This window comes from Streptomyces phaeochromogenes, from assembly GCF_001418655.1.
GTDB lineage: Bacteria > Actinomycetota > Actinomycetes > Streptomycetales > Streptomycetaceae > Streptomyces > Streptomyces phaeochromogenes.
This window is the reverse complement of the sequence record NZ_LIQZ01000030.1, coordinates 1-26,022: the sequence shown is the minus strand read 5'-3', so window position 1 is coordinate 26,022 and position 26,022 is coordinate 1. Positions and strand designations below refer to the sequence as shown.

The window sequence follows — 26,022 nt, the reverse complement described above, 5'->3', positions numbered from 1 at the left end:
CAGTCCGAGGGGTCCGGGGACGTGGTGTCCGTGGAGTCGTCCGTCGGAGTGCCCTCGGCGGTGCCGGGGGTGATGGTCACGGTCGGTGTCACGCAGTCGCTCGCGGAGTCTTCGGCGCTTTCCGAGGAGCTCTCCGACGACGACCCGTCGGGCGACGGCCGATCGGACGACGACTCGTCCGGCGCCGGCGAGGATCCGTCCGGGCGCGGGCTGTGCGGGTCGACGACGGGCGCGGGCACGATGCGGTCCTCGTGACCGTGGTGGTCGCCGATCCTCCGCTCGATCCAGGTGTTGTTCTGGATGTTGATGATCGTGATGTTGACGATCACCCGCGGGGCCGGAGTGACCACGACGACCTTGGCGGGCTGGTAGCCGGACCACGGGCTGCCGTTGTGCCCGGGGGTTCCCTGGAGAGCGACCGGCGGCTTGAGGGGGTTCCCGCAGGCGCAGCGCACGCGCGGTACGCCCCGGTTGTCGACGAGGACGGCGGTGCCCGCCTGGAGGACGGCCTGGTACTCGGTCGCGCGTCCGTCCCGGAAGCCGTGGTTCGTGACCCTGGTGTCGGCGCGCAGCACGACCGAGGTCAGCCCGCGCAGATAGTCGGGGATGCCGGCCTGGGCGATGCCTGCGGCCTGTGCGAAGGCGCGCGCCTTGACCTGGTCGGCGGTGAGGAAGCGGACCTGCCGGTCGACGTCACAGCTGCCGACGCGTCGGGTGCCGCCATAGAGCCCCGGGGTGCCGCCGGAGACGGACCGGACGCCCTCCCCCGTGGCCGTGGCGTTTCCGGTGGGCGTGGACCGGGGCGTACGGGTGACGGGCGGTGGGGTCGCGGTCGTGGTGGCCGTGGAGTCGGTGAAGGGGTCCGGGCCCTGGTCCGCGACCGGCTGGAGGAAGACCTCCCCGCCGGAGGTGGCGGAGTCGGACGCCTTGTCCCCGTCGCCGCCGCAGCCCCCGGTGAGGAGCGCCGCGGAGAGCGCGCAGGCCGTGACGAGGGTTCTGGTGGGTATGCGCACCACGTTCTCCCGTCCGTCCCGGTCCACTCCGGGCAATATGTCCACCATTGTCTGCGTCGGTCCCGGGAACCCCGCAAGCCGGAGAGAGTCACACAGCGTCACAATGGAAGGGAAGGGAGCGGGCTCCGTGGAGTGGTTCACAGCCCCCGAGTACTGGATGAGCCGGCTGGTCCTCCAGAAGGCTCTGGCCGTGATCTATCTCGTCGCGTTCCTGGGCGCGGCGCTGCAGTTCCGTGCGCTGATCGGCGAGCGCGGGATGCTGCCGGTGTCCCGGTTCGTGGCGCGGGTGCCGTTCCGGCAGGCGCCGAGCGTGTTCCAACTCCACTGTTCCGACCGCTTCTTCGCGGCCTGGGCGTGGACCGGCTGTGCGGTGTCGGTGGCGCTCGTCGCGGGGCTGGACGGTCAACTGCCGCTCTGGGGTGCCATGGTGCTCTGGCTGGTGCCCTGGGTCATGTATCTGTCGATCGTGAACGTCGGCCAGACCTGGTACTCGTTCGGCTGGGAGTCCCTGCTCCTGGAGACCGGCTTCCTCGCGGTCTTCCTGGGCAACGACGAGGTCGCGCCGCCGGTCGTGGTGCTCTTCCTGCTGCGCTGGATCCTGTTCCGCGTCGAGTTCGGGGCGGGCCTGATCAAGATGCGCGGCGACGAGTGCTGGCGCAAGCTGACCTGCCTCGACCACCACCACGAGACCCAGCCGATGCCGGGCCCGTTGAGCTGGTTCTTCCACCATCTGCCGAAGCCGCTGCACCGGGTCGAGGTGGCCGCCAACCACGTCACCCAACTCGTCGTGCCCTTCCTGCTGTTCACCCCTCAGCCCGTCGCCACGGCCGCCGCTTCCCTGATGATCCTCACCCAGCTGTGGCTGATCCTGTCCGGCAACTTCTCCTGGCTGAACTGGATCACGATCGTGCTGGCCCTCTCGGCACTGGAGCTCCCGGGCACGGCCCCGGACGCCCCTGGCGCCCCGCTCTGGTACGAGGTCGTGGTCCTCGTGGTCGCCGCGCTGCTCGTGACACTGAGCTACCGCCCGGTCCGCAACATGATCTCCCGCCGCCAGGTCATGAACCGCTCCTTCGACCCCCTCCACCTGGTGAACACCTACGGGGCGTTCGGCAGCGTCAGTCGCGTCCGGTACGAGGTGGTGGTCGAGGGCACGGCCGACGCCGTACCCCGCGAGGACTCCGACTGGCGGGAGTACGAGTTCAGGGGCAAGCCCGGTGATCCGGGGCGCTGGCCGCGTCAGTTCGCCCCGTACCATCTGCGGCTCGACTGGATGATGTGGTTCGCCGCGCTCTCCCCCGCCTACGCCGAATCGTGGTTCGGCGCCCTGGTCGAGAGGCTGCTGGAGAACGACCGGGACACCCTGCGTCTCCTGCGCCGCTCCCCGTTCCCGCCGGACACACCGCCCCGGTACGTACGGGCCCGCCTCTTCCGCTACCGGTACACGACCTGGCGGGAACTGCGGGAGACGGGCGCGTGCTGGGAGCGGACGTATGTACGGGAATTCCTACCGCCGACGCGGCTCGACTCGGTGGTCCAGAGGTCGTAGATGTGACTCGGCACCATGCCTCAGAGGCCGTAGACACGCGTCGCGGTGTCCGCGAAGACCTCCCCCTGTTCGCTCTCGCTGAGTTTCCCGGTCAACCGGCCCGCGATGTCGGCCACTTCGGCGTACGAGGCGACGAGGGTGCACACCGGCCAGTCGGAGCCGAACATGAGCCGGCCGGGGCCGAAGGCTTCCAGCACGGTGTCCGAGTAGCGGGTCAGGTCGCCCACCTTCCAGCCCTTCGGGTCCGCCTCCGTGACCATCCCGGAGAGCTTGCAGACGGTGTTCGGCAGAGCCGCCAGCGCGCGGAGGCCGGTGGCCCAGGGTTCGAACCCGCCCGCGGCGATCGGGGGCTTGCCCAAGTGGTCCAGGACGAAGGTGAGTTCGGGGTGGAGCTCCGCCGCCCTCGCGCAGGCCGGGAGCTGGGTCGGTAGGACCACCAGGTCGTAGACAAGGCCCGCTTCGGCGACCGCCGCCAGTCCACGGCGTACGTCCTCGCGCAGGAGCCACTCGGGGTCCGGCTCGCCCTGGACCTGGTGGCGGATGCCCTTGAGGTGTCTGCCGCCCGGCAGTTCGCGCAGACGGGCCAGCTCGTCTCCGACGTCCGGGCTGGTGAGGTCGGTCCAGCCGACGACTCCGGCGATCAGGTCGTGTGCCTCCGCGAGGGCCAGGAACTCCGGGGTCTCCTCCGCCACCGTGACCGTCTGCACGAGGACGGTCCGGGAGACCCCGACCGCACGCGCCTCCGGTTCCAGGTCCTCGACGGTGAAGTTCCTTCTGAGGGGCGCCAGTTCGGGGCCGGTGATCCAGTCCTGGTCCCGAACGGAGAGGTCCCAGACGTGATGGTGGGCGTCGACGGCGCCCGTGCGTACGGTCATGGCAGCTCCCATACGACCGGCAACTCCGCCTGCGAGCCATCGGCCGAGTAGTCGTGCACCACGTCGAGGAGCTCCGCCATCCGGGCCTGCCAGGCCACGTTGATGGGCAGTTGCTCCAGTTCGGCGAGGAGCCGGGGGTAGTCCTCGCACTCCAGGACGTGGAAGAGGTCGGTGCCGCTGCGCCAGATCGTCCAGGAGGTGGCTCCGGCGGCGCGGATCGCGTCCGTGAGCTTCTCGGGGACCTCGCGGTGGGCGGCGTCGTACTCGGCGACGCGGTCGGCGCGGACCTTGGTGTGCAGGGCCACTCTCATGACGGCTCCTTCGGCTTCGACGCCTGGTCGCCGGGTACGGGGGCGTCGGCGGGCAGGAGGTCCGCGTCCCGCACCTCCTGCCAGAAGGCGGCGGGCACGGGCGCCGCGAACTGCTCGGCGCAGTCCCGGACTTCGTGCGGCGACTTGGCCCCCACGAGGACGCCCGCGACGGCCGGATGGGCGGCGCAGAAGGCCAGGGCGGCGGCGCGCAGGGTGGTGCCGTGCCGGTCGGCCATGGCGTTGAGAGCGAGGGCTCGGTCCAGCATCTCGGGCGGTGCGGCCGTGTAGTTGTACGTCGCTCCGGGCTTGGGGTCGGCCAGCAGACCGGAGTTGAAGGCGCCGCCGATCACGACCGAGGTCCCGCGCTCCTGTGCGGCCGGCAGCAGTTCGGTGAGCGCGCCCTGGTCGAGGAGGGTGTAGCGCCCGGCGCACAGCACCACGTCGACGTCGGTGTCGAGGATGAAGCGGGTGAGCATCTCGGCCTGGTTCATGCCCGCGCCGATCGCACCCACCACGCCCTCCGCGCGGAGTTTCTCCAACGCCGGATAGCCCTCCCGGAAGGCCTGTTCCGCGTGGTCGTCCGGGTCGTGGAGGTAGACGACGTCCACCCGGTCGAGGCCGAGCCGTTCCAGGCTGGCCTCCAGGCTGCGGCGTACGCCGTCCGCGCTGAAGTCCCACACACGGCGGTGTGTGGCGGGCACGGCGAAACCGTTGGCGAGGTCGTCACCGCCCGCGTCACTGGGCTCCAGGCGGCGGCCCACCTTGGTCGAGACGGTGTACGCCGACCGGGGGCGCTCGCTCAGGGCCGCGCCCAGGCGGCGTTCGGAGAGGCCGATGCCGTAGTGGGGCGCGGTGTCGAAGTACCGGACGCCCGCGTCCCAGGCGGCGCCGACGGTCTCGTACGCCTGCTGGTCGGGGACCTCGGTGAAGAGGTTGCCGATGCCGGCGGCGCCGAGGGCGAGACTGGTGATCTCCACGCCGCTGCGACCGAGCCGGTTCACCGTCCCGCCCACCGGCCCGCTCACCGGCCCGCTCACTGGCCCGCTCACTGGCCCGCCGGACGCAGTCGCAGCCCTTGCATGCCGCCGTCCACCGCGAGCGCCGTGCCGGTGGTGGCGCCGGACAGCGGGCTCGCCAAGTAGGCGAGGGCACCCGCGACCTCGGACGCGGTGACGAGGCGGCCGGTGGGCTGGCGGGCCTCCAGGGCGGCCCGTTCGGCGGCGGGGTCGGCCGCGGCGTCGAGGAGGCGGCCGACCCAGGGGGTGTCGACGGTGCCGGGGTTCACGCAGTTGACGCGGATGCCCTCGCGGACGTGGTCGGCGGCCATGGCGAGGGTCAGCGACAGGACGGCACCCTTGGACGCGGAGTACAGGGCGCGCTGCGGGAGGCCCGCGGTGGCGGCGATGGAGCAGGTGTTCACGATGGCCGCGTGCGAGGACTTCCGCAGGTGCGGCAGGGCCGCCCGGGCGGTGCGGACCATGCCGACGACGTTGACGTCCAGCACGCGGTGCCAGACCTCGTCGTCGTTGTCCTCGACGGTGCCCTGGGCGCCGATGCCCGCGTTGTTGATGAGCACGTCGAGGCCACCCAGGTCGGCGATCGCGGCGGCGACGGCCCGGCGTACGGAGTCGTCGTCGGTGACGTCCGCCTGGTAGCCGAGCAGGGGCTTCTCGACGCTCGTGGGGTCCAGGTCGAGGACGGCGACCTGGGCGCCCCGGGAGGCGAGGAGCTCCGCGGTGGCCCGGCCGATGCCGGAGGCGCCGCCCGTCACCAGGGCCTTGAGGCCCTCGAAGTCGCTCATGCCGCCTGCTCCTTCTGCCGATCGAGGTCGGCGGCCCAGAACGTGCCGCCGGGGAACGTGAACTCCGCGATGGACTCCGGCCGCATGGTCGCCGAGAAGCCCGGTGAGGTGGGTGCCATGTAGTGACCCTCTCTGATCACCACCGGGTCGAGGAAGTGGGCGTGCAGATGATCGACGTATTCGATCACGCGGTCCTCGGTCGTGCCGGACAGCGCCACGTAGTCGAACATCGAGAGGTGCTGGACCAGTTCGCACAGGCCGACGCCGCCGGCGTGCGGGCAGACCGGGACGCCGAACTTGGCCGCGAGGAGCAGGATCGCGAGGTTCTCGTTGACACCGCCGACACGGGCCGCGTCGATCTGCAGGACGTCGATGGCACCCGCCTGGAGCAGCTGCTTGAAGATGATCCGGTTCTGTACGTGCTCGCCGGTGGCGACCTTGACCGGGGCTATCGCCTTGCGGATCGCGGCGTGGCCGAGGACGTCGTCGGGGCTGGTGGGCTCCTCGATCCAGTACGGGTCGAACTCGGCGAGTGCCTTGGTCCACTCGATGGCCTCGTCGACGTTCCAGCGCTGGTTGGCGTCGATGGCTACGCGGATGTCGGGGCCGACGACGGAACGGGCCACCCGGCAGCGGCGTACGTCGTCGGCGAGGTCCGCGCCGACCTTCAGCTTGATCTGGGTGAAGCCGTCGGCGACGGCCTGGCGGGCCAGCCGGGTCAGCTTCTCGTCGGAGTAGCCGAGCCAGCCGGGCGAGGTCGTGTAGCCGGGGAAGCCGCGCTCCTTCAGCAGCGCGACGCGTTCCGTCACGCCTTCCCGGCCCTCAGTCAGCAGGCGGAGCGCGTCCTCGGGCGTGAGGACGTCCGCGATGTAGCGGAAGTCCACCTGGGACACGAGCCATTCGGGCGTGGCGTCGGCGAGCAGCTGCCACAGCGGCTTCTCCGCGCGCTTGGCGGCCAGGTCCCAGACGGCGTTGACGACGGCGCCGATCGCCATGTGCATCACGCCCTTCTCGGGCCCGAGCCACCGCAGTTGGCTGTCCCCGATCAGGTCCCGGCTCAACGCGCCGGGATCCGCGCACAGTTCGTCCACCGGCCGGCCCAGGATGTGCGGGCGCAGCGCCTCGATCGCGGCGACCTGGACATCGTTGCCCCGCCCGATGGTGAAGGTGAACCCGTGCCCCTCCAGGCCGTCGGCCGTGTCGTCGCTGCCTGTGCGCAGCACGACGTACGCGGCCGAGTAGTCGGGATCCGGGTTCATCGCGTCGGAGCCGTCGAGCTCACGCGAGGTGGGGAAACGGATGTCGTAGGTGTCAACCGCGATGATGCGGGCGGCAGATGAGGACACAGAAGGGCCTTTCGGTCCGGTACTTGGGACGGTCGCGAGGCGTTGGCTCAGTCCTGAGCCCGGCCGGTGGTCACGCGAGCGATCATCAGGGCAACCAGGATGATTCCCCCGTAAATGGCCTGGATCCAGAAGGACGGAACCTGGGCGAGAGTGAGCAAGTTCTGGACCACCCCGAGAAGGAGGACGCCCGTCAGGGCACCGAACATCGTGCCCTTGCCGCCGTCGAGGCTGATGCCGCCGATGACCGCCGCCGCGAACACCGTGAAGATCATGTTCTGACCCTGGTTGGCGTTGATCGCGCCGACGTAGCCGGTCTGCATCAGACCGCCGACCGCGGCGAGCGTCCCGGCGACGACGAACACGCCGAGCATCACGCGCTCGACACGGATGCCGGCCGCGCGCGCCGCGTCCGCGTTGCCGCCGATCGCGTAGAGGGCGCGCCCCAGGCGGTGGTACTTGAGGAAGAACCCGGCGACGCCGAACGACGCCGCCGCCAGCCACACCGAGATGGGCACGGTCAGGAAGGTGGTGGTGGCCAGGGTGTAGAAGGCGTCGGGCATCCCGAACAGCGTCTTGCCCTCTGTGGCGCCGACCAGCAGACCGCGCAGGATGATCAGCATCGCCAGCGTCACGATGAACGCGTTGAGCTTGAGCTTCACCACGAGGATGCCGTTGAAGCCGCCGATGATCGCGCCCACCACGAGGATCGCGAGCAGGGCGACTCCTGCGGGCAGTTCCGTGCCCCAGCCCGACTGTGCGGCGGGCAGCAGCAACAGCGCTCCGACGGCGGGCGCGATGCCGACGACCGACTCCAGCGACAGGTCGAACTTGCCGGTGATGAGCACCAGCGACTCGGCGAGGACCACCATCGCAAGAGCGGCCGACGCACCGAGGATGGAGATGATGTTCTGCTCGGTGAGGAAGGCGTCGTTGACGAACGCACCGAGCACGAGCAGCAGCAACAGGGCCGGTACGAGGGCGAGTTCACGTGCCCTGCGCAGGAGTACGGCCTTGGCGTCGGCCTTGCTCTTGAGTGGCCGTAGGGGGGTGGAGGCCGAGGCCGACGGGGCCTTCGTGTCAGCCATGGTGGTCCACTCCTTCGATGGAGGCGATCAGCTCGTGGTCGCGCCAGCCGGCCGGGTGCTCGGCGACGACGCGGCCGTGGAAGAGGACGAGGACGCGGTCGCAGCGGCGCAGGTCGTCGAGTTCGTCGGAGACGACAAGCACGGCGGTGCCGTCGTCCCGGGCCGAGTCCATGCGGGCGAGCAGGGACTCCTTGGACTTCACGTCGACGCCCGCTGTGGGGTTGATCAGGACCAGCAGCCGGGGGTCGGAGGCGAGGGCCCGGGCCATGACGACCTTCTGGGCGTTGCCGCCGGAGAGGTCGGAAACGGGCTGGTCGGGCCCCTGGGTGTGGATGTCGAGGCGGTCGATCAGCTCGTCGGCGAAGCCCCGTTTGCGGTCGGTGCCGACGAAGCCGTACCGGCCGAGGCGGTCCAGGACGCTCATGGTGGCGTTGTCGCCGACGGTCATGCCGAAAACGAGACCCTGCCCGTGCCGGTCGCGCGGGACACACCCGACACCGGCGCGCAGGGCGGCCGTCACATCGCCGAACGGCAGCTGCCTGCCCTCCAGTTGGGCGGTCCCGCCGGTCGGCGTGTGCAGTCCCGCGAAGGACTCGGCCAGCTCGATCTTGCCGCTGCCGCTGGATCCGGCGAGACCGACGACCTCACCACCGCGCACGGTGAGGTCGATGCCCTCGTACGACTCCGAGGTGAGCCCGTGTGCTTGGAGGACGACGGGCGCGCCCGCGTCCACGTCGCCGCGGGAGGCCTTCTCCTCCACGGCGGCGATGGACTCCCCCGCCATGGCCTCGACCAGGGCCGCCCGCGGCAGCTCGGCGACCGGGGCCGTGGTGATCCAGCGGGCGTCGCGCAGGACCGTCACGGTCTGGCACACCTCGTACACCTCCTGGAGGTGGTGCGAGATGAACAGGAACGTGACGCCGGATTCCTGGAGCGCGCGCATGCGGGTGAAGAGGCGCTCGATCTCCCGGTTGTCGAGCTGGGCGGTCGGTTCGTCGAGGACGATGAACCGGGCGCCGAAGCTCAACGCCCGGGCGATCTCCACCATTTGGCGGTCCTCGACCTTGAGGTCGGCGGTCCGCGCCTCCGGGTCGACGTGGACGTCCCAGGTGTCGAGGACCTCGGCGGCCTCGGTCTTCAGGCGGCGCCAGCTGATGAAGCCGCCGCGGCCCTGCGGCTGCCGGTTGATGAAGAGGTTCTCGGCGACCGTCAGCTCGGGAACGACGGTGGGCTTCTGGTAGACGCAGGCCACCTTGCGCCGCCAGGCGTCCCGGTCGGTGAGGGCGGGCGCGGGCTCGCCGTCGAAGCTGACCGTGCCCTCGTCGGGGGCCTGGAGGCCGGTGAGTACGGTGACGAGGGTGGACTTGCCCGCGCCGTTGCGGCCGACGAGGGCATGGGACTCGCCCGCGTGCACGGTCAGCTGTCCGTCGGCGAGGGCGACCGTGGGGCCGTACCGCTTGGCTATCCCCCGCGCCTCAACGAGTGGTGTGCTCATTTGACCGTGTTGCCCCACAGCTCGGGGTCGTCGACGTTCTCCTTGGTCACCAGCGGCGCGGGCAGCTGGTCCTCAAGAATGCCGCTGGGCAGCTTGACGATCTCGGAGTCGTGGTCGGTCGGGCCCGGCTTGAAGGTCTTCCCCTCCATCGCCGCCTTGATGTAGTACATGCCGTACTTGGCGTAGAGGTCGGCCGGCTGCGAGACGGTGGCGTCGATCTGGCCCTTGCGGATGGCGTCGTACTCCTGCGGGATGCCGTCGTTCGAGACGATCGCGATGTGGCCCTTCTGGCCGACCGTCTTCAGCAGCCCCTTGGACTTCAGGGTCTGCAGCGTGGGCGCGAGGTAGACGCCGCCCGCCTGCATGTAGATGCCCTTGATGTCCGGGTTGGCGTTGAGGAGTGTGTCCAGCTTGGAGGCCGCGGTGTCGGACTCCCACTTGGCGGGAATCTCCAGGACCTTCAGCTTCGGGAACTTCTCCTTGACGCAGGCCCGGAAGGCCTCGGAGCGGTCCCGGCCGTTGACCGAGGCCAGGTCGCCCATGATCTGCACGACCTTGCCGGAGGGGATCTGCTTGCCGAGGTACTCGCAGGCCTTCTCCCCGTACGCGACGTTGTTGGCGCGTACGACCATCGCGACCTTGCCCTTCTCGGGCGCCACGTCCACGGCGACCACGGGCACGCCCTTGCGCTCGGCCTGGTCGAGGCCTGCGGAGATCGCGGCGCTGTCCAGGGGGGCCACGACGAGGCCCTTCACGCCCTGGTTGAGCTGGTTGTTGATGTCCGTGATCTGCTGCGTCGGGTCGCTGTTGGAGTTGACGGTCTTGAGGGCGTCGACGTCCTCGGTCTTCGCCATCTTGGGCACGTAGTCGTTGTACGACTGCCAGAACGGCGAGGTCAGCAGGGGCAGGATCACGCCGACCTTGCCGCTGCCGTCGCCTCCGCCGTCGCCCTTGGAGGCGACGTTGTCCTTGGTGCTGCCGCATGCCGCGAGTACGAGCGTGGCGCAGGCGGCAACGGCCGCCGCACGTATCGCCCGTGAGGTGTTTCGACCGTTCCGGTACCGCACTGTTCTGCCGGCCATGTATCGGCTCCTCGTTGAGCGTGATCGAGCAGGTGCCACGCATATTTATCAGACCACTTCCCCCTGACAACACCCCTGGACCGCAATTTTCCCTGGTTTTCATGCGTAGTGGTCGGACCACCTCAGTGGTTAGACTGCGGCGCACCCGGCAACAGGAGGACATGGCGTGGACGAGAGCCTGCCCGAGGGGACGACGGCGGCCCCGCAGAAGGGGACCGTGACGCAGCGCGCCATCGACCAGATCAAGGCGATGATCGGTGAGGGCCGTCTTGAGCCCGGCGCGCGGCTGCCGACCGAGCGGGATCTGGCGTCACAGCTGGGCATCTCGCGCAGCTCGATGCGCGAGGCGATCCGGGCCCTCACGGTCCTGGGCGTCCTGGAGGCCCGGCACGGGTCCGGGATCTACGTCACGCAGCTGGAGGCCGGGGACCTGCTGGAGACCTTCGGCGTGGTCGCGGACCTCTCCCGGGGGCCGGGGCTGGTCGAGCTCCTCGAAGTGCGGCGCATCCTGGAGTCGACGGCGACGGCGCTCGCGGCGGCACGGATCACCCCCGACCAACTGGCCGAGGTCGAGAAGCACTTGACGGCCATGAACGCGACGGACGACCCGGAGGAGATCCTCTCCCACGACCTGGCGTTCCACCGCGCCATCGGGGTCGCCGCGGGCAACGACACGATGGCGGCCATCCTGGAGGGGCTCTCCTCGCGCACGTTCCGCGCCCGGGTCTGGCGCGGCTACCAGGAGGAGGGCGCGTTCGAGCGCACCCGGCGGGAGCATGCGGCCATCCACCGTGCGCTGGTCGCCCGCGACCCTGAGACCGCACGGGCGGCTGCGGCTGCGCATGTGGGTGAGGTGGAGCAGTGGCTGCGGACCCAGCTCCAGCCTTAGGGGCTGGAACCGGGTCCGATGTGACTTACCTGCGGGCCGGTGGGGGCTTGTCGCGCCCACGCGGCGGAGCCGCATATGTCACAGCCCCGCGCCTCTGAAAGACGGGGCCACGTCCGGGTCTTTCGCTTTTAGGGGCGCGGGGAACTGCGCGAGCAACAACAGCCCACCCGCGCCCTGAAAGAAACCTCAGGCCCGCTTCAGCCTCAGCGTCACCAGCTCGAACGGCCGGAGCTTCAGCGTGAGCCTGTTGCCATCCCGCTCCGGGGCGACCGCGTCGGCCAGCGGCCGTTCCAGCAGGTCCGTCACCGTCACGGCCTCGACATCGAAGCCGGCCGTGAGGGTGGCCCGGCTTCGGCCGCCGCGGGACTCGTGGAAGCGGACGATCACGTCGCCGCTGCCGTCGTCGGCGAGTTTCACCGCCGTGACCACGACCGCGTCCTGGGCGACGGCCACCAGGGGCGCGACCTCCGAGGCCCCGCCCACGACCTTCCGCTCGGGCAGGTTGATCCGCCAGCCCTCGCGCACCGCGTCCCCGATCGCGGCACCGGGCACCAGCGCGTGCCGGAAGCGGTGGACGCCCTGGTCGGTCTCGGGGTCGGGGAAGCGCGGGGCGCGCAGCAGTGAGACGCGGACCGTGGTGGTCGTACCACCGTCGTCGCGCACCGCCCGCGTCACGTCATGGCCGTACGTGGAGTCGTTGACGACCGCGACGCCCCAGCCGGGCTCCTCCATGTGGACGAACCGGTGGTTGCAGGCCTCGAACTTGGCGGACTCCCAGGACGTGTTGGTGTGCGTCGGCCGGAAGAAGTGCCCGAACTGCGTCTCGGACGCGTACCGCTCGGCGTGCACGTCGAGCGGGAAGGCCAGCTTCAGGAACTTCTCCGTCTCGTGCCAGTCGACCTCGGTGGCGATGTCGAGCCGCCACTCCCCCGGTGCGAGGGACAGCACCTGCGTGACCTTCGACTCCCCGAAGGTCCGTACGATCCGGACCGATACGCCGTCGTCACCGGGGGCGACCTCGTCGGCGTCGACCAGGTCGGTGACCGTGTTCCGGTAGAACTCGTCGACGTCCCAGGCGTCCCACATGTTGGGGAAGTCGGGGTGGATCTGGAGCAGGTTGGCCGCCTTGCCGGGTGCGAGGGTCTCGCGGTCCGCGGCGAGGTCGAACGCGGAGACCACGAGTCCGCGCTCGTCGATCTCGATCCGCAGCCGTCCGTTCTCGATCACATAGCCGCCGTCCGTGCGCGGCACGAGTGTGCACTCGCCGCCGACGGCCGGGGTCCGCGCTCCGCCCGCGGGCACCCCGTCGCGGATGTGCGGCGCCGAGTTGAAGGCGAGGGCGGTCGTCCCCTCACCGGCCAGCGCACGCTGGGCGGCGCCGATGATGCCGTTCAGCTCCTCGGCGACCGCCTCGTACGTCTTACGGGCCTCGCGGTGCACCCACGCGATGGACGAGCCGGGCAGGATGTCGTGGAACTGGTGGAGCAGCACCGTCTTCCAGAGCCGGTCCAACTCCTCGTACGGGTACGTGAATTTGGTCCGGACGGCCGCGGTCGCCGCCCACAACTCGGCCTCACGCAGAAGGTGTTCGCTGCGTCGGTTGCCCTGCTTGGTCTTGGCCTGGCTGGTGAGCGTGGCGCGGTGCAGCTCCAGATACAACTCACCCACCCACACCGGGGCGTTGGGGTACTCGGCCTCCGCCTTCTCGAAGAACTTCTCCGGCGTCTCCCAGACCACTGTCGCCGAGCCTTCGAGGTCCCGCATCCGGGCCGCCTTGGCGACCATCTCGCGGGTCGTGCCGCCGCCTCCGTCGCCCCAGCCGGTCGGCGCGAGGGAGTGCCGGGCAACACCCTTGTCCTTGAAGTTCTTCGCCGCGTGGGCGATCTCGCTGCCCTTCATGGAGCAGTTGTACGTGTCCACGGGCGGGAAGTGCGTGAAGATCCGCGTGCCGTCGATGCCCTCCCACTGGAAGGTGTGGTGCGGGAACTTGTTGGTCTGGGACCACGAGATCTTCTGGGTGAGCAGCCACTTGGAGCCCGCCGCCTTGATGATCTGCGGCAGTCCGGCGGCGAAGCCGAAGGTGTCGGGCAGCCACGCCTCCTCGTTCTCGACGCCGAACTCGTCGAGGAAGAACCGTTTGCCGTGCACGAACTGACGGGCCATCGCCTCTGAGCCCGGCATGTTGGTGTCCGACTCGACCCACATACCGCCCGCGGGCACGAACCTCCCGTCGGCGACGGCCTTCTTCACCTTCGCCCACACCTCGGGCCGGTGCTCCTTCACCCAGGCCCACTGCTGGGCCTGCGACATGGCGAAGACGAAGTCCGGCTCGTCCTCAAGCAGGGCCGTCATGTTGGAGGTGGTCCGGGCGACCTTGCGTACGGTCTCGCGCAGCGGCCACAGCCACGCCGAGTCGATGTGGGCGTGGCCGACCGCGCTGATGCGGTGGGCGGAGGGGACGGCGGGGGCGGACAGCACCGCTTCGAGGTGCGTGCGGGCCGCTGCCGCCGTGCCGCCCACGTTCTGCAGATCGACGGCGTCGAGGGCCTTCTCGATCGCGCGGAGGATGTCCCAGCGGCGGGCGGACTCCACCGGCAGCTCGGCCATCAGCTCGCCGAGCACCTCCAGGTCGATGACCAGCTGCCACACCGTCTCGTCGAGGACGGCGAGGTCCATGCGCTCCAGCTTGTACTGCGGTTCGCTGCCGGCCGTCTCCTTGTCGCCCAACTGCGTGGGCCGGAAGGGGTGGTAGTCGAGGATGACGGGGTTGGACGCGGCCTCGACATGCAGCCGCACCTCCTCGCCACCCTCGACCGGGGCGCCGATCCGCACCCACTGGTTGCGCGGGTTCAGGCCCTTCACCGGCGTGCCGTCGGGCCGGTAGACGAGGCCCTCGCACTGGAAGCCGGGCATGTTCTCGTCGAAGCCGAGGTCGAGGATCGCCTCGACGGTCTTCCCGGCCCATTCCTGGGGCACGGTCCCGGTCACCCGGAACCAGCTGGTGCCCCACGGAGCACCCCACCGCGCGCCCGCCTCGATCGGTTCGACCGGGGCGGACAGCCCTTCGTCGACCGGCACGGGCTCGCCGGGCGCGTTCCACACCGCCACTTCCAGGGGTACCGACTCGGGGTACACGGCGGGTCGTATGCGCTCGTCGAGCACACGCTTGAGGCGGGCTTCGACCAGGCTGCGGTCGTCATGCATGTGAGGTGCTCCGTAACTCCGTTGTGCGGGTTGTTCTTCGGTGTCGGTGGTCAACACCGGTTTTCGATGGTGACCACCTGGTCGGCGGTCACCAGGTGTGTGTGACGGTAGCGGGGGCCGACGCGGTGTAAAGCTCCCCCACGGCCCGCAGTTCGAACCTCGCCGTGGACTCACCGCCCTCGGGTGTCAATCCGCCGACGAAGAAGGCCCGCTGGGCGGTGCCGCCGAGGAAGCGCCGGGTGCCGTCGGGCAGGACCCGGTGCAGCGTGTAGTGGCGTACGCCGCCGGGGACGGCCCGCCAAGCGAAGCGCAGGTCGCCTCCCGTGGCGCCGGTGATGCTCAGGTCGGCCGGGACGGACGGGCTCTGGGCGGCCTGGTTCCGTACGGCTATACCGCCGAGCCGCCACTTCACGGCGCCGCCGGACCCGGTGAGCCGGACACCGAGGCCGTGCACGGTGCCGTCGGCCGGCAGACCGGTCAGCCGTACGGTCGAGGTCCCCCAGCCGCTGCCGACGGTGACCGGGAAGTACGTGTACGCATACGGCTGGCCCGCGCCCGACGGCTCGGCGGTGGCCACGGCCAACTCGACCGTCACACTCCCCGATTCGGCACGGTGGGTCAGCTCGACGACCGTGTCCTCGCCGATCGGGAGCCTGGTCGCGTAGAGGTCCAGGGTGGCGGGCGCGTCGAGGGCTCCGGAGACCAAGACGCTGCTGCCGCCGCTCCAGGCGTCGGCGAAGTCGAAGGTGACGGCGGGGCGTGCACCGGTCGTGCGCACGACCCAGCGCCGGGACGGCAGCCGGTCCTGGAGGCCGAGGTGGTTCCAGGCGGCGGCCGACGTCACCTTGCCGTCCTCGTACCAGCGCAGTCCGTGGCCGGTGTTGAAGGTGCTCGCGAAGGGGACCGAGGTCACCGTCGAGCGGTCGGCGACGGAGACCGCGGGGGCCCGCCAGGTGTCGGTGGCGTCGGGCTTCGCCGGATCCAGCGAGCGTCCGGTCCAGAAGCGGTCGTCGGCGGCGTGGAAGTCGCCCGGAGTGCGCCCGGCGGGCAGGTGGTTGCGGGTCCACTCGGGCCGGTAGAACCCCACCGAGACGACATGGGCCGAGCCGCTGGGCACCATGGCGTCCCAGTTCACGGAGCGGTTCCAGCCGTTGGCCTCCACATCGACACCCGCCCACAACTCGTAGCGGCTGCGCCCGAGTTGCTGAGCCGTGGTGCCCGAGGAGGCCAGACTGCTCGACGACCAGCGGAAGTCCACGAACATCGAGTCGGCGGCCTGGAAGAACACCCTGTTCTGGTTGTTGAGGGCGCCCTGCCAGCTCACCGAGCCGCTCACGGTCATCGAGTCGTACCAGGTGACGCGCTGGCCCTTCGCCGTGCCGAGCGTCTTGAGCTCGGTGAGGAAGCCGAGCATGTCGGTGGCGAGGGCGGCATTCCCGCCACTGGTCTCGGCGTTGATGAACCAGCCGTCGAACCCGTACGCCTCCGCGACCGCGACGAGCTGCGCGGCCAGCGGATAGTGCCCGGACGCGTCCTTCTGCACCAGGTCCCGGGTCCACTGCAGCTGTCCGCCGTACGCGACGGGCGGCAGGAAGACATTGCCGAGGACGGGTACGCCGTGCCGGTGGGCGGCGTCCACGATCGGCGCGTTCGGGGCCAGGATCAGGCCCTCGCCGGAGGAGCCGCCCCAGAAGATCAGCTCGTCGACGTACGACCAGTGGGTGAGGGCGTAGTAGTCGGCGTTGGCCGCGCCCTGCGAGGGGTTGCTCGCGGTCGGACCGAAGGAGACCAGGGACTGGATACGGGCCTGGCCAGAGCGGGCCGTCGTGTTCGCCGGTGTCGGGGTGAAACGGGCGGCGAGCGGCACCGACGCCGCGTTGAACGCCAGGTCGGTGTCGGTACCGGCGTTCCATGCCTTGAGGCTGCGCCAGGTGATGCCGGCGCCCGGGGTGCCCGAGGGGAACGAGTCCGGGTACCAGTAGGACGCGTACGGCTGCAGTGCCGCCGCGGCCCTCGGCTCGGCGGTCGCGGACGAGGCCGGGAGCAGCGCTGCTGCCGCCCCGGTGCCGGCGGCGAGCAGGACGGTGCGTCTGGTGGGGTTCACGAGCAAGTGCCTCCTTGTGGGAGTTCTTGTGGGGGACTACGGAACCTGATCGGGAGTGACGACTTCGGTGATGCCACGGGCGGCGAGGTGTTCCTCGTCGTCCGCGCGTGAGGCGAGCACGGTGGCCGGACGGGCGCCGTCCGCGGTGAGCCGGAAGAACGCCTCGAAGACGGGTCCGCCGGGCGCGCAGAGCGAGCGGCCGGCAGGGCTGTCGGGAACGACGAGCGCGGTGGTACGGGTCCTGGGGGCGTAGGTGTGCTCGCGGGCCGTGCGGGCCAGCGCCCGTGCACTGTCCTTGGGGCGGCGGTCGTTGGTCAACAGGCCCAGCCCGTATTCGAGTTCGGGGAAGTCGGCGAGATCGCGGGACACGTCGTGGGAGCACCACCAGGTGATGCCCCACAGGTCGGTGCAGTCGAGCGCGTTCGCGACGGTCGCCCGAGTGAAGGCGGCGGCGTGTTCGGCGGGGACCAGCGGCGCCGGCGCGCCGACCTCCTGGAGCCAGACCGGACGGGACGGGTCGTCGGCCCAGGCCTTGGACAGCTCGATCAGATAGGCGGCGTGGTGCTCGGTCGCGACTCCGGTACGTCCGTGCCGCTGGGCCGTGCCGTTGAAGACCCACGAGTGCACGGCGGTCACCGCACCGCGCCGGGCGGCCTGGGCCGGGGTGAACGGCATGTCGTCCTGGTACCAGGCCGCGTCGTACTCCGCGTGCAGATGCAGCTTGCCCGGCGCGCCCTTCTCGCAGGCGGTGAGCATCCGCTCCAGCCAGGCGTCGATCTGCGCGGGGTCCGCCCGGTCGGGGTCCGGATGGGGGCCCGCCGAGAACTGGTTGACCTCGTTGCCGACGGTCATGCCGATGAAGTTGGGCCGGTCCGCGAGGGCCGCCGCGAGGGTCCGCAGGTACTCCGCCTGCCCCTCGACGACCTCGGGGTCGGTGAACAGACTGCGCCGGTGCCAGGTCTGCGTCCACGCGGGCAGGAAGTCGAAGCTGGACAAGTGCCCCTGCAGACCGTCGACGTTGACGTCGAGTCCGCGCTCGGCAGCCGCGTCCGCGAGGTCTACGAGCTGCTCGACGGCCCGCGGGCGGATCAGCGAACGGTTCGGCTGGAAGTAGGGCCAGATCGGGAAGACCCGGATGTGGTCCAGGCCGAGTGCGGCGATGGAGTCGAGGTCGGCCCGTACGGAGTCGAGGTCGAAGTCCAGCCAGTGGTGGAACCACCCTTCACTCGGGGTGTAGTTGACGCCGAAGCGCACGACAGAAGGCATGCAGGAGTCCTGGTTCTGGGGTGCGTACGTGGGGGTGTAGGGCTTGTGGGCGGGTGAACCCGTGGTGGTGTGGCGGGCGAGCCCGGGTGGTTGCCGGGGCTCAGCCCTTGACCGCACCTTCGCCGACACCTCGGAAGAAGTACCTCTGGAGGCAGGCGAAGAGGGCGATCAGCGGTGCCACGGCGATGATCGTGCCCGCGGCGACGAGCCGTTCGTCGTTGGCGAAGGTGCCGTGCAGATAGTTGAGGCCGATGGTCAGGGTGAACTTGTCCGGGTCGCTGAGCACGATGAGCGGCCACAGGAAGTCGTCCCAGGCGCCCATGAAGGCGAAGATCGCGACGACGGCGAGGGTGCCCTTCACCGATGGCAGGGCGATCCGCAGGAACCGCTGCCAGACGTTCGCCCCGTCCACGTAGGCCGCCTCCTCGATCTCGTAGGGGAGGTTGAGGAACGCGTTGCGCATCAGCAGGACGTTCATCGCGCCGATGCAGCCGGGCAGGACGACCCCGATGAGGGTGTTGTTCAGACCGAGCTCACGCATCGTCGTGAACTGGGCGATGATGATGCCCTCCACGGGCACGAGCATCGCCAGGATGAACACGAGCGTGGTCACCTTGCGTCCGCGGTAGCGCAGCCGGGCCAGCGCGTAACCAGCGAGCGCCGAACCGACGCAGTTCGTCACGACGTTGGCGGTGGCGACCTTCAGCGAGTTGAACGCGTAGTCCCATACGGGGATGGTCTCGGCGACCCGCTCGTAGTTGTGCAGGGTCGGTTCGCCGGGGAGGAACTTGGGCGGCGAGCTGAAGATGTCCTCGGTCGGGCCCTTCAGCGAGGTGGACAGCTGCCACACGAACGGCCCGACGGTGAGCGCGAGGACGGCGATCAACAGCAGGTAGCGCAGGGCGAGTTCCCACACCCGGACGCTTCGGCCGTGCTCGTCGGTGACGCGCTTGCGGCGGGGCGCCGCCTCCACGGCGGCCGGTGCCTCGCGCACCTTCTCGGCGATGCTCACGCGTCCTCCTTCCGGTCGGCGCGCAGCACGAGCAGCATCAGCGCGACGGTGACGACGAAGACGACGACCGAGATGGCGGAGGCGTAGCCGACCCGGCCGGTCAGGCCGGTGCCGGTGCGCTGCACGAGCATCACGAGCGTGGTGTCCTCGCCCGCCGGGCCGCCGTCCGGGCCGGCCATCAGATAGACCTCGGAGAACACCTTGAAGGCGGCGACCGAGGAGAGCGCACCCACCAGCACCATCGTGGAGCGGACGGCGGGCACGGTGACCGTGAGGAAGCGGCGGAACGCGCCCGCGCCGTCCACCGACGCGGCCTCGTGCAGCTCGCGCGGCACGTTGGCGAGCGCGGCCAGATAAATGATCATGTAGTAGCCGAGGCCCTTCCAGACCGTGACGGCCATCGCGCTCAGCAGGAGCAGCCACTGGTCGCTGAGGAAGCCGACCCTGCCGACGCCGATCGTCTCCAACAGCGAGTTCACCAGGCCGCGTTCGTCGAGCAGCCACACCCAGATGAGTCCCACCACGACGATGGACGCGACGACCGGGGTGTAGAAGGCCGACCGGAAGAAGGCGATGCCGGGGATGTTCTTCTGGACCAGGAGCGCGAGCAGCAGGGGCAGCAGAACGAGCGCGGGGACCACCCCGAGGACGTACAGCGTGCTGTTGCGCAGGCCGATCCAGAACATCTCGTCGTGCAGCAGCTCCCGGAAGTTGGCCAGGCCCACGAACTCGCCGGGGATCAGGGTCCGGCGGTCCGTGAAGGCGTTGACCAGCGTCGAGACGAAGGGGTACAGGATGAAGATGCCGACCACCAGCAACCCCGGGGCGGCGAACAGCCAGGGACTGGTGGGGAGTTGGCGCCGCACCCGCCCGGTGCCGGCACCGTGAGAGGCGGTGCCGGGGGCAGCGGTACTGGAAGAACTCGCCATGCCAGTCAGCCCTGCTGCTTCAGCAGCCGGTCGCACGCCTTGACAGCGTTGTCGAGCGCTTCCTCGGGGCTCACCTTGCCCTGCAGCGCCTTGGCGACGGAGTTCCGCAGCTCGGTCTTCATCTGCTCGCTGAACAGCACCGGCGTGTAATTGACCGCGTTCTTCAGGGACTTGGCGGCGGCGATCCGGACGCGGGTCTCGTCCGTGCCGTCCTCCTTCGTGAAGTACGGGTCGTCCAGCGAACCGGCGGTGCTCGGGAAGATCGCGACCTTCTTGGCGAACGACATCTGGTTCTGCGCGTCGGTGACGAAGTGCGCGAAGGCGACCGCGGCGGGCGTCCGCTTGGTCTGGGCGTTGACCATCACCCCCATCACGTACATGTTGACCTTGCCGGTGCTGGTGATCTGGTCGGTGATGCCGATGTTCTTGTAGAGGTTCGGCGCCTGCTTCTTGAAGTTGCCGAGGTCCAGGGCGCTGCCCGGGTTCATTGCGACGGCCCCGGTCAGGAACTTCTTGCCGGACGACTCGGGGGTCGCGGTCAGAGCCTGCGAGTCGAGCGCCTTGGCGTCGTACAACTCCTTGTACTTGGTGAGGAGTTCGACCCCCTTGGCGTCGTTGAACGCGAAGGCGGTGCCCTCCTTGTTCATCAGCTCGACGCCGTAGCGGCCGAAGTCCTCGATGGTGGGCACGTTCGCGAGGGTGGCGACCTTGCCGTCGCTCTTGTCCGCCAACTCCAGGGCGTTGTCGAAGAGTTCGTCGTACGTCTTCGGAGGCTTCGAGGCGTCCAGGCCGGCCTCCTTGAACAGCGACTTGTTATAGAAGAGCGGGCCGGTGTTCAGATACCAGGGGAAGGCGTACGTGCCCTCCATGCCCGGTATCTCGTGGCTCGCCCAGGCGCCCGGCAGGTACTCCTTCTTGTACTTCGCGGCGGACTTGTCGAGGTCGAGAGCGAGGCCCGCCTTCGCGAGCGGGGCGACGAGGTCCGGCGAGACGTTCACGACGTCGGGCAGGGTGCCGCCGGCCGCGTCCGCGCTGATCTTGTCGGCGTAGCCCTCGGCGGGCTGGTCGACCCACTTCACCTTCGTGCCGGGGTACTTCTTCTCGAAGTCGGCGATCAGGCCCTCGAAGTACGGCTTGAAGTTGGCCCTCAGGTTCCAGGTCTGGAAGGTGATGTCGCCCTCGACCTTGCCGGAGGCGTCGGCGGAACCGCCCTCGTCACCTCCGGAGCCGCAGGCGCTGAGCGGCAGGGCTAGGGCGACGACAGCGGCGGCGAGTGCTCTGCGAGGCATGCGCACGGTGACCGGGCTCCTTTGCGACGGTGTGGGTCGGAGGTGACGGGCAGACCTTGCATCCATCGCGGTGGGGAAGTCAATGGATTCCGCCCCGCTAAATTCATTAGCTGGACATAAGACCAGGTCATGAGCTTGCAGGTCGCCTCTTGCAACCGATCACTAATGCGCTTTAGAGTGACCTGACTCAAGCGCATTAGTGCGGAGCCCCATTGAGCAGGGCTTCATTGAGCACGGCTTCATGAAATGGGGAGCAAGGTTGCCAGCCAAGCGGTCTCCCGCGCGCCGGCCGACGATGAAGGACATCGCGCAGCGCGCCGGGGTCTCCGAGAGCGCGGTCTCCTTCGCGCTCAACGACCGGCCGGGGGTCTCCGAGATCACCCGTGACCGGGTGCGCCGGGTCGCCGAGCAACTGGGCTGGCGGCCCAGCACGGCGGCGCGCCAGCTCTCCGGCGAGGGCGCGGCGACGGTCGGTCTCGTCCTGGCCAGGCCCGCGGACACCCTGGGCGTGGACTCGTTCTTCCTGCAGCTCATCTCCGGCATCCAGGAGGTCCTGGCGGAGCGTCATCTCGGCCTGCTCTTCCAGGTGGTCGAGGACGTCGACGACGAGTGCGCGGTGTACCGGCGCTGGTGGGCGGAGCACCGGGTGGACGGGGTACTGGTCGTCGACCCCCGGACGGACGACGCGCGCCCGGACCTGCTGGACGAGCTGGGACTGCCCGCGGTGGTCATCGGCGGTGCGCCGGACGCACGGCACCCGGGTCTGTCCACCGTCTGGGCGGACGACGCGGGCGCGATGGCCGCCGTCGTGGACGAGCTGTCCGCGCTGGGGCACCGCCGGATCGTGCACATCGCGGGCCTGCCCGGCCTCGCGCACACCGAGCGCCGCATCCGCACGCTGCGCGCCGAGGCCGACCGGCGCGGGCTCGCCGAGGTGCGCTCGGTGACCACGGACTACTCGGACGCGGAGGGCGCCGCCGTCACGCGCCGGGTCCTTCAAGGCGGGGTTCTGGAGGGCGAGGTTCTGGCGGGCGGCATCGTGGAAGGCGGCGTAGCGGAGGGCGGTTCGCGGCCGACCGCGCTGATCTATGACAACGACGTGATGGCCGTCGCCGGAGTCGCCGCGGCGACGGAGCTGGGCTTCTCGGTGCCGGGTGACGTCTCGGTCGTCGCCTGGGAGGACTCGGCGCTGTGCCGCATGGTCAAGCCGTGGCTGTCGGCGCTCTCCCGCGACACGGTGGAGTTCGGCCGGACCGCCGCGAAGGAGTTGACCTCGCTGCTGGACGGGGGGCCGGCACGGGCGGTGCGGGTGCCTGTGCCGCGGTTGATCTCTCGGGAGAGTACGGGGCCCTGCCGGGCTTGAGCGGGAGGGGGTTAGGGCGGGGGTGTGTTCTGCCTGCGGGTTGGAGTGGCTGGGTGCGCAGTTCCCCCGCGCCCCTTGAAAGGGGCGCGGGGCCAGCCCAGCACGCTAATTAAGGGCGCGAGCGGTGCAGCTCGAACTGGGCCAGGTGTGCCGGTCTGCGCGAGCGTGTCACCCGTACTCGCCAGTGCCTTGCCCGTACGGGAGTCGGCAAAAGCAGGATGCGGCTCGCGCCGAGCGTGCCCGCTTCGGCCACCCGTGTCCAGGTGCCGCCGGACTGGGCCTCGACCACGAATCCCTCCACCTGTTGCCCGTGCCTGATGTCCTCCGCCAACCGGATGCGATTCACCTCTCGGGCTCGGCCGAGGTCGACCGTGATCGTGCCTGGGGAGGTGGTGACCCTGGCGTCGCGGGCCAGGTCCTCCGGCAGTTCGCGGTCGATTCGTTCGCGGAACTCGCGTAGGCGGGTGACGTCGGCGGCCGGGAGGAGGCCCTGCTTGTCCGGGGGGATGTTGAGGAGGAGTACCGAGTTGCGGCCCACCGAGCCGAAGTAGATGTCCGTCAACTGCTGGACGGACTTGGGCTGTTGGTCGGCGTGGTAGAACCAGCCGTCCCGGATGGAGACGTCGGCCTCGGCCGGCCACCACTGGAGGTAGTCGGCCACGGGTTGCGCGGCGACCAGGGCGTCCCGGCCGCCCATGTCGGGCGCGTCGTACGAGAGCGCGAAGTCCATGCGCCCGTTGTCCTTCTCCTGGACGGGGACGACGCTCCACTCGTTCTCGCGGGCGAACCCGCCCTCGTTGCCGACCCAGCGCACGTCGGGTCCCGACACGGCGACCGTGGCGTCCGGCACGAGGGTCCGGATCAGCGTGTACCAGCTGTCCCAGTCGTACGTCTCGACCTTGTCCGGTGGGATACGGCCCTGGGCGCCGTCGAACCAGACCTCGTCGATCGGCCCGTACTCGGTGAGGACCTCGTAGAGCTGGTCGAGCATATGGGCGCCGTAGTCGGTGGCCGGGAGCGTGAAGGTGGGCCCGTCCGGGCGGTCGTCACCCGGGACCCGGGTGGGGATGGTCCGCTCGGAGCGAGCGCTGCCGTTGGCGTACACGCCGTGCAGATACTGGTTCTCGTCGGCCGGTGAGATGTAGACGCCGACCTTGAGGCCGTGGCGCCGCATCGAGTCGGCGAACGAGCGCAGGACGTCGCCCTGTCCACCCTGCCAACTGCTCGACGCCACCGAGTGGTTGGTGTAGCGGGACTGGTAGAGCACGAAGCCGTCGTGGTGCTTGACGGTGAGGATGGCGAGCTTGAAGCCGCCGTCGCGCAGGGCTCGGGCCCACTGGTCGGTGTCGAGGCCGACCGGCTGGAAGACATCGGGGTCCTCGTCACCGGTACCCCATTCGAGGCCGGTGAAGGTGTTCACACCGAAGTGCAGGAAGGCGGTGCGTTCGAGGGCCTGCCAGGCGATCTGCCGTTCCGTGGGCCGGACTTGGGACGCCTTGCGGACCAGTTCCTCCGGGGTGTCGTCTGGGCTCACGGGGATCCGGTACCACGGTTCTTCGGCCGAGGCGGAGGCAGAGGCAGAGGCAGAGACCGCGGATGCGGAGGTGGACGCGGATGCGGATGCGGAGGGCGCGAGGGCCAGGGACGTACCGCTGGACGCCACGAGCGAGGCGGCGGCCGTGACGAAGAGACGTCTGGAGACTGCCATGCGGGTCGGACTCCTCAGGTCAGCGGGTCAACAGGGCTGGCGTACGGGCTACGGCTCTGCGGGTCATCCGGCGGTCAACCGCCATACAGCGGGCGGCTGTTGGTCCGGCGGGTACTGCACGAGCCGACCGTCGTCGGTGACGTGCACGGCCATCTGTGTGATCGCGTTGACGAGCCGGTAGCCGTCCTGCGCGGACGCCAACTGCCAGCGCTGCAAGGTGTTCGCGGGGTCGCAGGTCTGGCGGGACACCTCGACACCGGGCTGGAGCGGCACGTTGAGGGTGAGCTTGCCGCCGCGTACTTCGAGACAGCCGTTCGCGGTCTTCAAGGTCACGTAACCGTCCGGGGTGCGCTTCACCTCGGCCGTCACGGACGCGGTCCCCGCGCGGAAGGTGTACGTCCCGTCCGCGACGGGCACGCGGGTGAGGTCCCGCCATCCCGGCGCGTGGCCCACGGCCGCCGCGCGAGCGGTGAACTGCGCGTAGGTGGCGTCCGGGTGAGGGCTGCCCCAGGTGGCCTGCGCCACGTGCCGGAGTGCCGGATCCGTGTCGACCGCGACCTCGTTCTCGGTCTCACCGCGCCCGTTGTCGGGCCAGAGACTGATCTTCGCCCCGGTGATGCCCTCGCGCGAGGCGAGCTTCTCTCCCTCGAAGCTGCGCGGGTCCCAACTCTGGTCGTACAGACCCTTGGTGTCCGAGTGGAAGCCACCACGGACGAGGTAGAGGGCGTAGGCCGCGTTCATCAACGGGTAGCCCTGGGCCCGGAGTTGGCTGGGCTTCGTCGCCACGTTCAGCCAGTGCTCGACCGTCGTCCCGGCGGTGACGGGCACGGTGTTGGCGCCGGTGAGCCCGTCGTTCCAGATACGCAGCTTCTTGCCCTTGTCCGCCGCGTAGGCGTGAACGCGGTTGACGAAGTCGATGAACGCGTCCTGCGGGGTGGCGTTCGCGCCGTACTTCGCCCGGGCGTACTCCAGGACCTGCGGGTACTTGGCGAAGTCCGAGCCGAGCATGTACTCATCGGCGCCCATGTGCCATGAGTCGCCCTTGAAGACCTCCCCGTACTCGTCCATCAGGCTCGTGTAGTAGGCGAAGGCCTCGGGGCGCGTGATGTCGAGCCGGGAGGGCTGCTTGTTGCCGTCGGAGTCGGTGAGCTGGAGATCCGGGCGGTTCTCGATCCAAGGGTCCATGTGTCCCGGGGAGTTGATCTCCGGAATGATCGTGACGTGGTACTTCTCGCCGAGGGCGACAAGGCGTCGTATCTCGTCCTTGGTGTAGTAGCCCCAGGTGTTGGCCTCGGGGTGCGCGTCGCTCTTCACCTTCAGTTCGAGCAGCAGCTGGTTGAGCTTGTTGTACGCCATGTCGCGTACGAGGTTCTCCAGCCACTCGGTGGTGATGTGGATGTAGCAGGCGCAGACGCCGACGCCGCGCTCCTCGTACTGCGGCACGTCGACGGTGCGTCCGGCGGGCAACCGGTCGCCCTGGGCCAGGAGTTGGAGGATGGTCCGGGTCCCGTAGAAGGCGCCGGCCTCGGTGGCTCCCGTCACCGACAGGCGTTTGCCCGCGCGGAGTTCGTACCCCTCCTTGCCGAGCGCGGCCCGCTTCGGCGCGACATCGACAACGATGTCTCCCGTACGCGCTCCCCCGCCGACGACGGGGACACTGCCGTGGCCCGCCGCGCGCAGGTCGTCGGCGGGGGAGCGCGT

Annotated in this window: 20 protein-coding genes; 3 read left to right on the top strand and 17 right to left on the bottom strand. The window is 69.8% G+C overall.

Going from position 1 to position 26,022, the window contains the following annotated elements; all coding sequences use genetic code 11:
- The coding region (locus AOK17_RS04805; RefSeq protein WP_206190676.1) for a DUF6777 domain-containing protein at nt 1-1,061 on the bottom strand (1,061 nt) is incomplete at its 3' end.
- A 79-nt stretch (nt 1,062-1,140) separates the two neighbouring features.
- Here AOK17_RS04805 and AOK17_RS04800 point away from each other — a divergent pair.
- The gene (locus tag AOK17_RS04800) at nt 1,141-2,562 is read left to right on the top strand and encodes a lipase maturation factor family protein (RefSeq protein ID WP_055611033.1); all 1,422 of its coding nucleotides are present in this window, start codon (nt 1,141-1,143) and stop codon (nt 2,560-2,562) included.
- A 20-nt stretch (nt 2,563-2,582) separates the two neighbouring features.
- Here the strand turns inward: AOK17_RS04800 and AOK17_RS04795 are convergent, their stop codons facing one another.
- The 8 genes from AOK17_RS04795 to AOK17_RS04760 are packed head-to-tail and all read right to left on the bottom strand — an operon-like array spanning nt 2,583 to nt 10,557.
- Complete coding sequence (locus AOK17_RS04795) at nt 2,583-3,437, bottom strand: amidohydrolase family protein (RefSeq protein ID WP_055611028.1); 855 nt, start codon at nt 3,435-3,437, stop codon at nt 2,583-2,585.
- Nucleotides 3,434-3,748 carry an L-rhamnose mutarotase gene (locus tag AOK17_RS04790; RefSeq protein WP_055611027.1) on the bottom strand — a complete coding sequence of 105 codons (315 nt, stop codon included), beginning with the start codon at nt 3,746-3,748 and terminating at the stop codon, nt 3,434-3,436. The genes AOK17_RS04795 and AOK17_RS04790 overlap by 4 nt, the downstream gene beginning before the upstream one ends.
- Nucleotides 3,745-4,749: an aldo/keto reductase gene (locus AOK17_RS04785; RefSeq protein ID WP_055611032.1), complete on the bottom strand. Its 1,005-nt coding sequence runs from the start codon at nt 4,747-4,749 to the stop codon at nt 3,745-3,747. The genes AOK17_RS04790 and AOK17_RS04785 overlap by 4 nt, the downstream gene beginning before the upstream one ends.
- 44 nt (nt 4,750-4,793) lie before the next feature.
- Entirely contained in the window at nt 4,794-5,549 is a 756-nt protein-coding gene (locus tag AOK17_RS04780) for an SDR family NAD(P)-dependent oxidoreductase (RefSeq protein WP_055611026.1), read from the bottom strand.
- Nucleotides 5,546-6,895, bottom strand: coding sequence for an L-fuconate dehydratase (locus tag AOK17_RS04775; protein WP_055611025.1), 1,350 nt, complete (start codon nt 6,893-6,895; stop codon nt 5,546-5,548). Before AOK17_RS04775 ends, AOK17_RS04780 begins: the two co-directional genes overlap by 4 nt.
- 47 nt (nt 6,896-6,942) lie before the next feature.
- Entirely contained in the window at nt 6,943-7,980 is a 1,038-nt protein-coding gene (locus AOK17_RS04770; RefSeq protein WP_055611024.1) for an ABC transporter permease, read from the bottom strand.
- Nucleotides 7,973-9,475, bottom strand: coding sequence for a sugar ABC transporter ATP-binding protein (locus AOK17_RS04765; RefSeq protein ID WP_055611023.1), 1,503 nt, complete (start codon nt 9,473-9,475; stop codon nt 7,973-7,975). The genes AOK17_RS04770 and AOK17_RS04765 overlap by 8 nt, the downstream gene beginning before the upstream one ends.
- Nucleotides 9,472-10,557 carry a sugar ABC transporter substrate-binding protein gene (locus AOK17_RS04760; protein WP_055611022.1) on the bottom strand — a complete coding sequence of 362 codons (1,086 nt, stop codon included), beginning with the start codon at nt 10,555-10,557 and terminating at the stop codon, nt 9,472-9,474. Before AOK17_RS04760 ends, AOK17_RS04765 begins: the two co-directional genes overlap by 4 nt.
- 166 nt (nt 10,558-10,723) lie before the next feature.
- On the opposite strand from AOK17_RS04760, the gene AOK17_RS04755 reads away from it, so the two are divergent.
- On the top strand, nt 10,724-11,446 hold the full coding sequence (locus AOK17_RS04755; RefSeq protein WP_206190675.1) for a FadR/GntR family transcriptional regulator: 723 nt from the start codon (nt 10,724-10,726) through the stop codon (nt 11,444-11,446).
- A gap of 186 nt (nt 11,447-11,632) precedes the next feature.
- Here the strand turns inward: AOK17_RS04755 and AOK17_RS04750 are convergent, their stop codons facing one another.
- The 6 genes from AOK17_RS04750 to AOK17_RS04725 all read right to left on the bottom strand — a co-directional run bounded on the left by AOK17_RS04750 (nt 11,633) and on the right by AOK17_RS04725 (nt 21,250).
- Nucleotides 11,633-14,650 carry an alpha-mannosidase gene (locus tag AOK17_RS04750; protein WP_055611021.1) on the bottom strand — a complete coding sequence of 1,006 codons (3,018 nt, stop codon included), beginning with the start codon at nt 14,648-14,650 and terminating at the stop codon, nt 11,633-11,635.
- An 88-nt stretch (nt 14,651-14,738) separates the two neighbouring features.
- The gene (locus AOK17_RS04745; protein ID WP_055611030.1) at nt 14,739-16,754 is read right to left on the bottom strand and encodes an endo-beta-N-acetylglucosaminidase; all 2,016 of its coding nucleotides are present in this window, start codon (nt 16,752-16,754) and stop codon (nt 14,739-14,741) included.
- Between the two features lie 36 nt (nt 16,755-16,790).
- The gene (locus tag AOK17_RS04740; RefSeq protein WP_107102299.1) at nt 16,791-18,020 is read right to left on the bottom strand and encodes a glycoside hydrolase 5 family protein; all 1,230 of its coding nucleotides are present in this window, start codon (nt 18,018-18,020) and stop codon (nt 16,791-16,793) included.
- A 100-nt stretch (nt 18,021-18,120) separates the two neighbouring features.
- The gene (locus tag AOK17_RS04735) at nt 18,121-19,032 is read right to left on the bottom strand and encodes a carbohydrate ABC transporter permease (protein ID WP_055611019.1); all 912 of its coding nucleotides are present in this window, start codon (nt 19,030-19,032) and stop codon (nt 18,121-18,123) included.
- Nucleotides 19,029-19,961 (bottom strand): carbohydrate ABC transporter permease, encoded by a 933-nt coding sequence (locus AOK17_RS04730; RefSeq protein WP_055611018.1) that lies wholly within the window; start codon nt 19,959-19,961, stop codon nt 19,029-19,031. The genes AOK17_RS04735 and AOK17_RS04730 overlap by 4 nt, the downstream gene beginning before the upstream one ends.
- A 5-nt stretch (nt 19,962-19,966) precedes the next feature.
- Nucleotides 19,967-21,250, bottom strand: a complete 1,284-nt coding sequence (locus tag AOK17_RS04725) for an ABC transporter substrate-binding protein (protein WP_055611017.1) — start codon at nt 21,248-21,250, stop codon at nt 19,967-19,969.
- A gap of 259 nt (nt 21,251-21,509) precedes the next feature.
- On the opposite strand from AOK17_RS04725, the gene AOK17_RS04720 reads away from it, so the two are divergent.
- Entirely contained in the window at nt 21,510-22,613 is a 1,104-nt protein-coding gene (locus AOK17_RS04720) for a LacI family DNA-binding transcriptional regulator (RefSeq protein ID WP_055611016.1), read from the top strand.
- Nucleotides 22,614-22,722: 109 nt separating this feature from the next.
- On the opposite strand, the gene AOK17_RS04715 is transcribed toward AOK17_RS04720, so the two are convergent.
- Complete coding sequence (locus tag AOK17_RS04715; protein WP_055611015.1) at nt 22,723-24,321, bottom strand: alpha-L-fucosidase; 1,599 nt, start codon at nt 24,319-24,321, stop codon at nt 22,723-22,725.
- Between the two features lie 63 nt (nt 24,322-24,384).
- The coding region (locus AOK17_RS04710) for a family 20 glycosylhydrolase (RefSeq protein ID WP_055611014.1) at nt 24,385-26,022 on the bottom strand (1,638 nt) is incomplete at its 5' end.

Bases quoted from the DNA above. Each gene is read 5' to 3' on its own strand.
- AOK17_RS04760 (WP_055611022.1), bottom strand. From the start codon at position 10,557: ATGGCCGGCAGAACAGTGCGGTACCGGAACGGTCGAAACACCTCACGG.
- AOK17_RS04750 (WP_055611021.1), bottom strand. From the start codon at position 14,650: ATGCATGACGACCGCAGCCTGGTCGAAGCCCGCCTCAAGCGTGTGCTC.
- AOK17_RS04730 (WP_055611018.1), bottom strand. From the start codon at position 19,961: ATGGCGAGTTCTTCCAGTACCGCTGCCCCCGGCACCGCCTCTCACGGT.
- AOK17_RS04780 (WP_055611026.1), bottom strand. From the start codon at position 5,549: ATGAGCGACTTCGAGGGCCTCAAGGCCCTGGTGACGGGCGGCGCCTCC.
- AOK17_RS04770 (WP_055611024.1), bottom strand. From the start codon at position 7,980: ATGGCTGACACGAAGGCCCCGTCGGCCTCGGCCTCCACCCCCCTACGG.
- AOK17_RS04765 (WP_055611023.1), bottom strand. From the start codon at position 9,475: ATGAGCACACCACTCGTTGAGGCGCGGGGGATAGCCAAGCGGTACGGC.
- AOK17_RS04795 (WP_055611028.1), bottom strand. From the start codon at position 3,437: ATGACCGTACGCACGGGCGCCGTCGACGCCCACCATCACGTCTGGGAC.
- AOK17_RS04725 (WP_055611017.1), bottom strand. From the start codon at position 21,250: ATGCCTCGCAGAGCACTCGCCGCCGCTGTCGTCGCCCTAGCCCTGCCG.
- AOK17_RS04790 (WP_055611027.1), bottom strand. From the start codon at position 3,748: ATGAGAGTGGCCCTGCACACCAAGGTCCGCGCCGACCGCGTCGCCGAG.
- AOK17_RS04740 (WP_107102299.1), bottom strand. From the start codon at position 18,020: ATGCCTTCTGTCGTGCGCTTCGGCGTCAACTACACCCCGAGTGAAGGG.
- AOK17_RS04715 (WP_055611015.1), bottom strand. From the start codon at position 24,321: ATGGCAGTCTCCAGACGTCTCTTCGTCACGGCCGCCGCCTCGCTCGTG.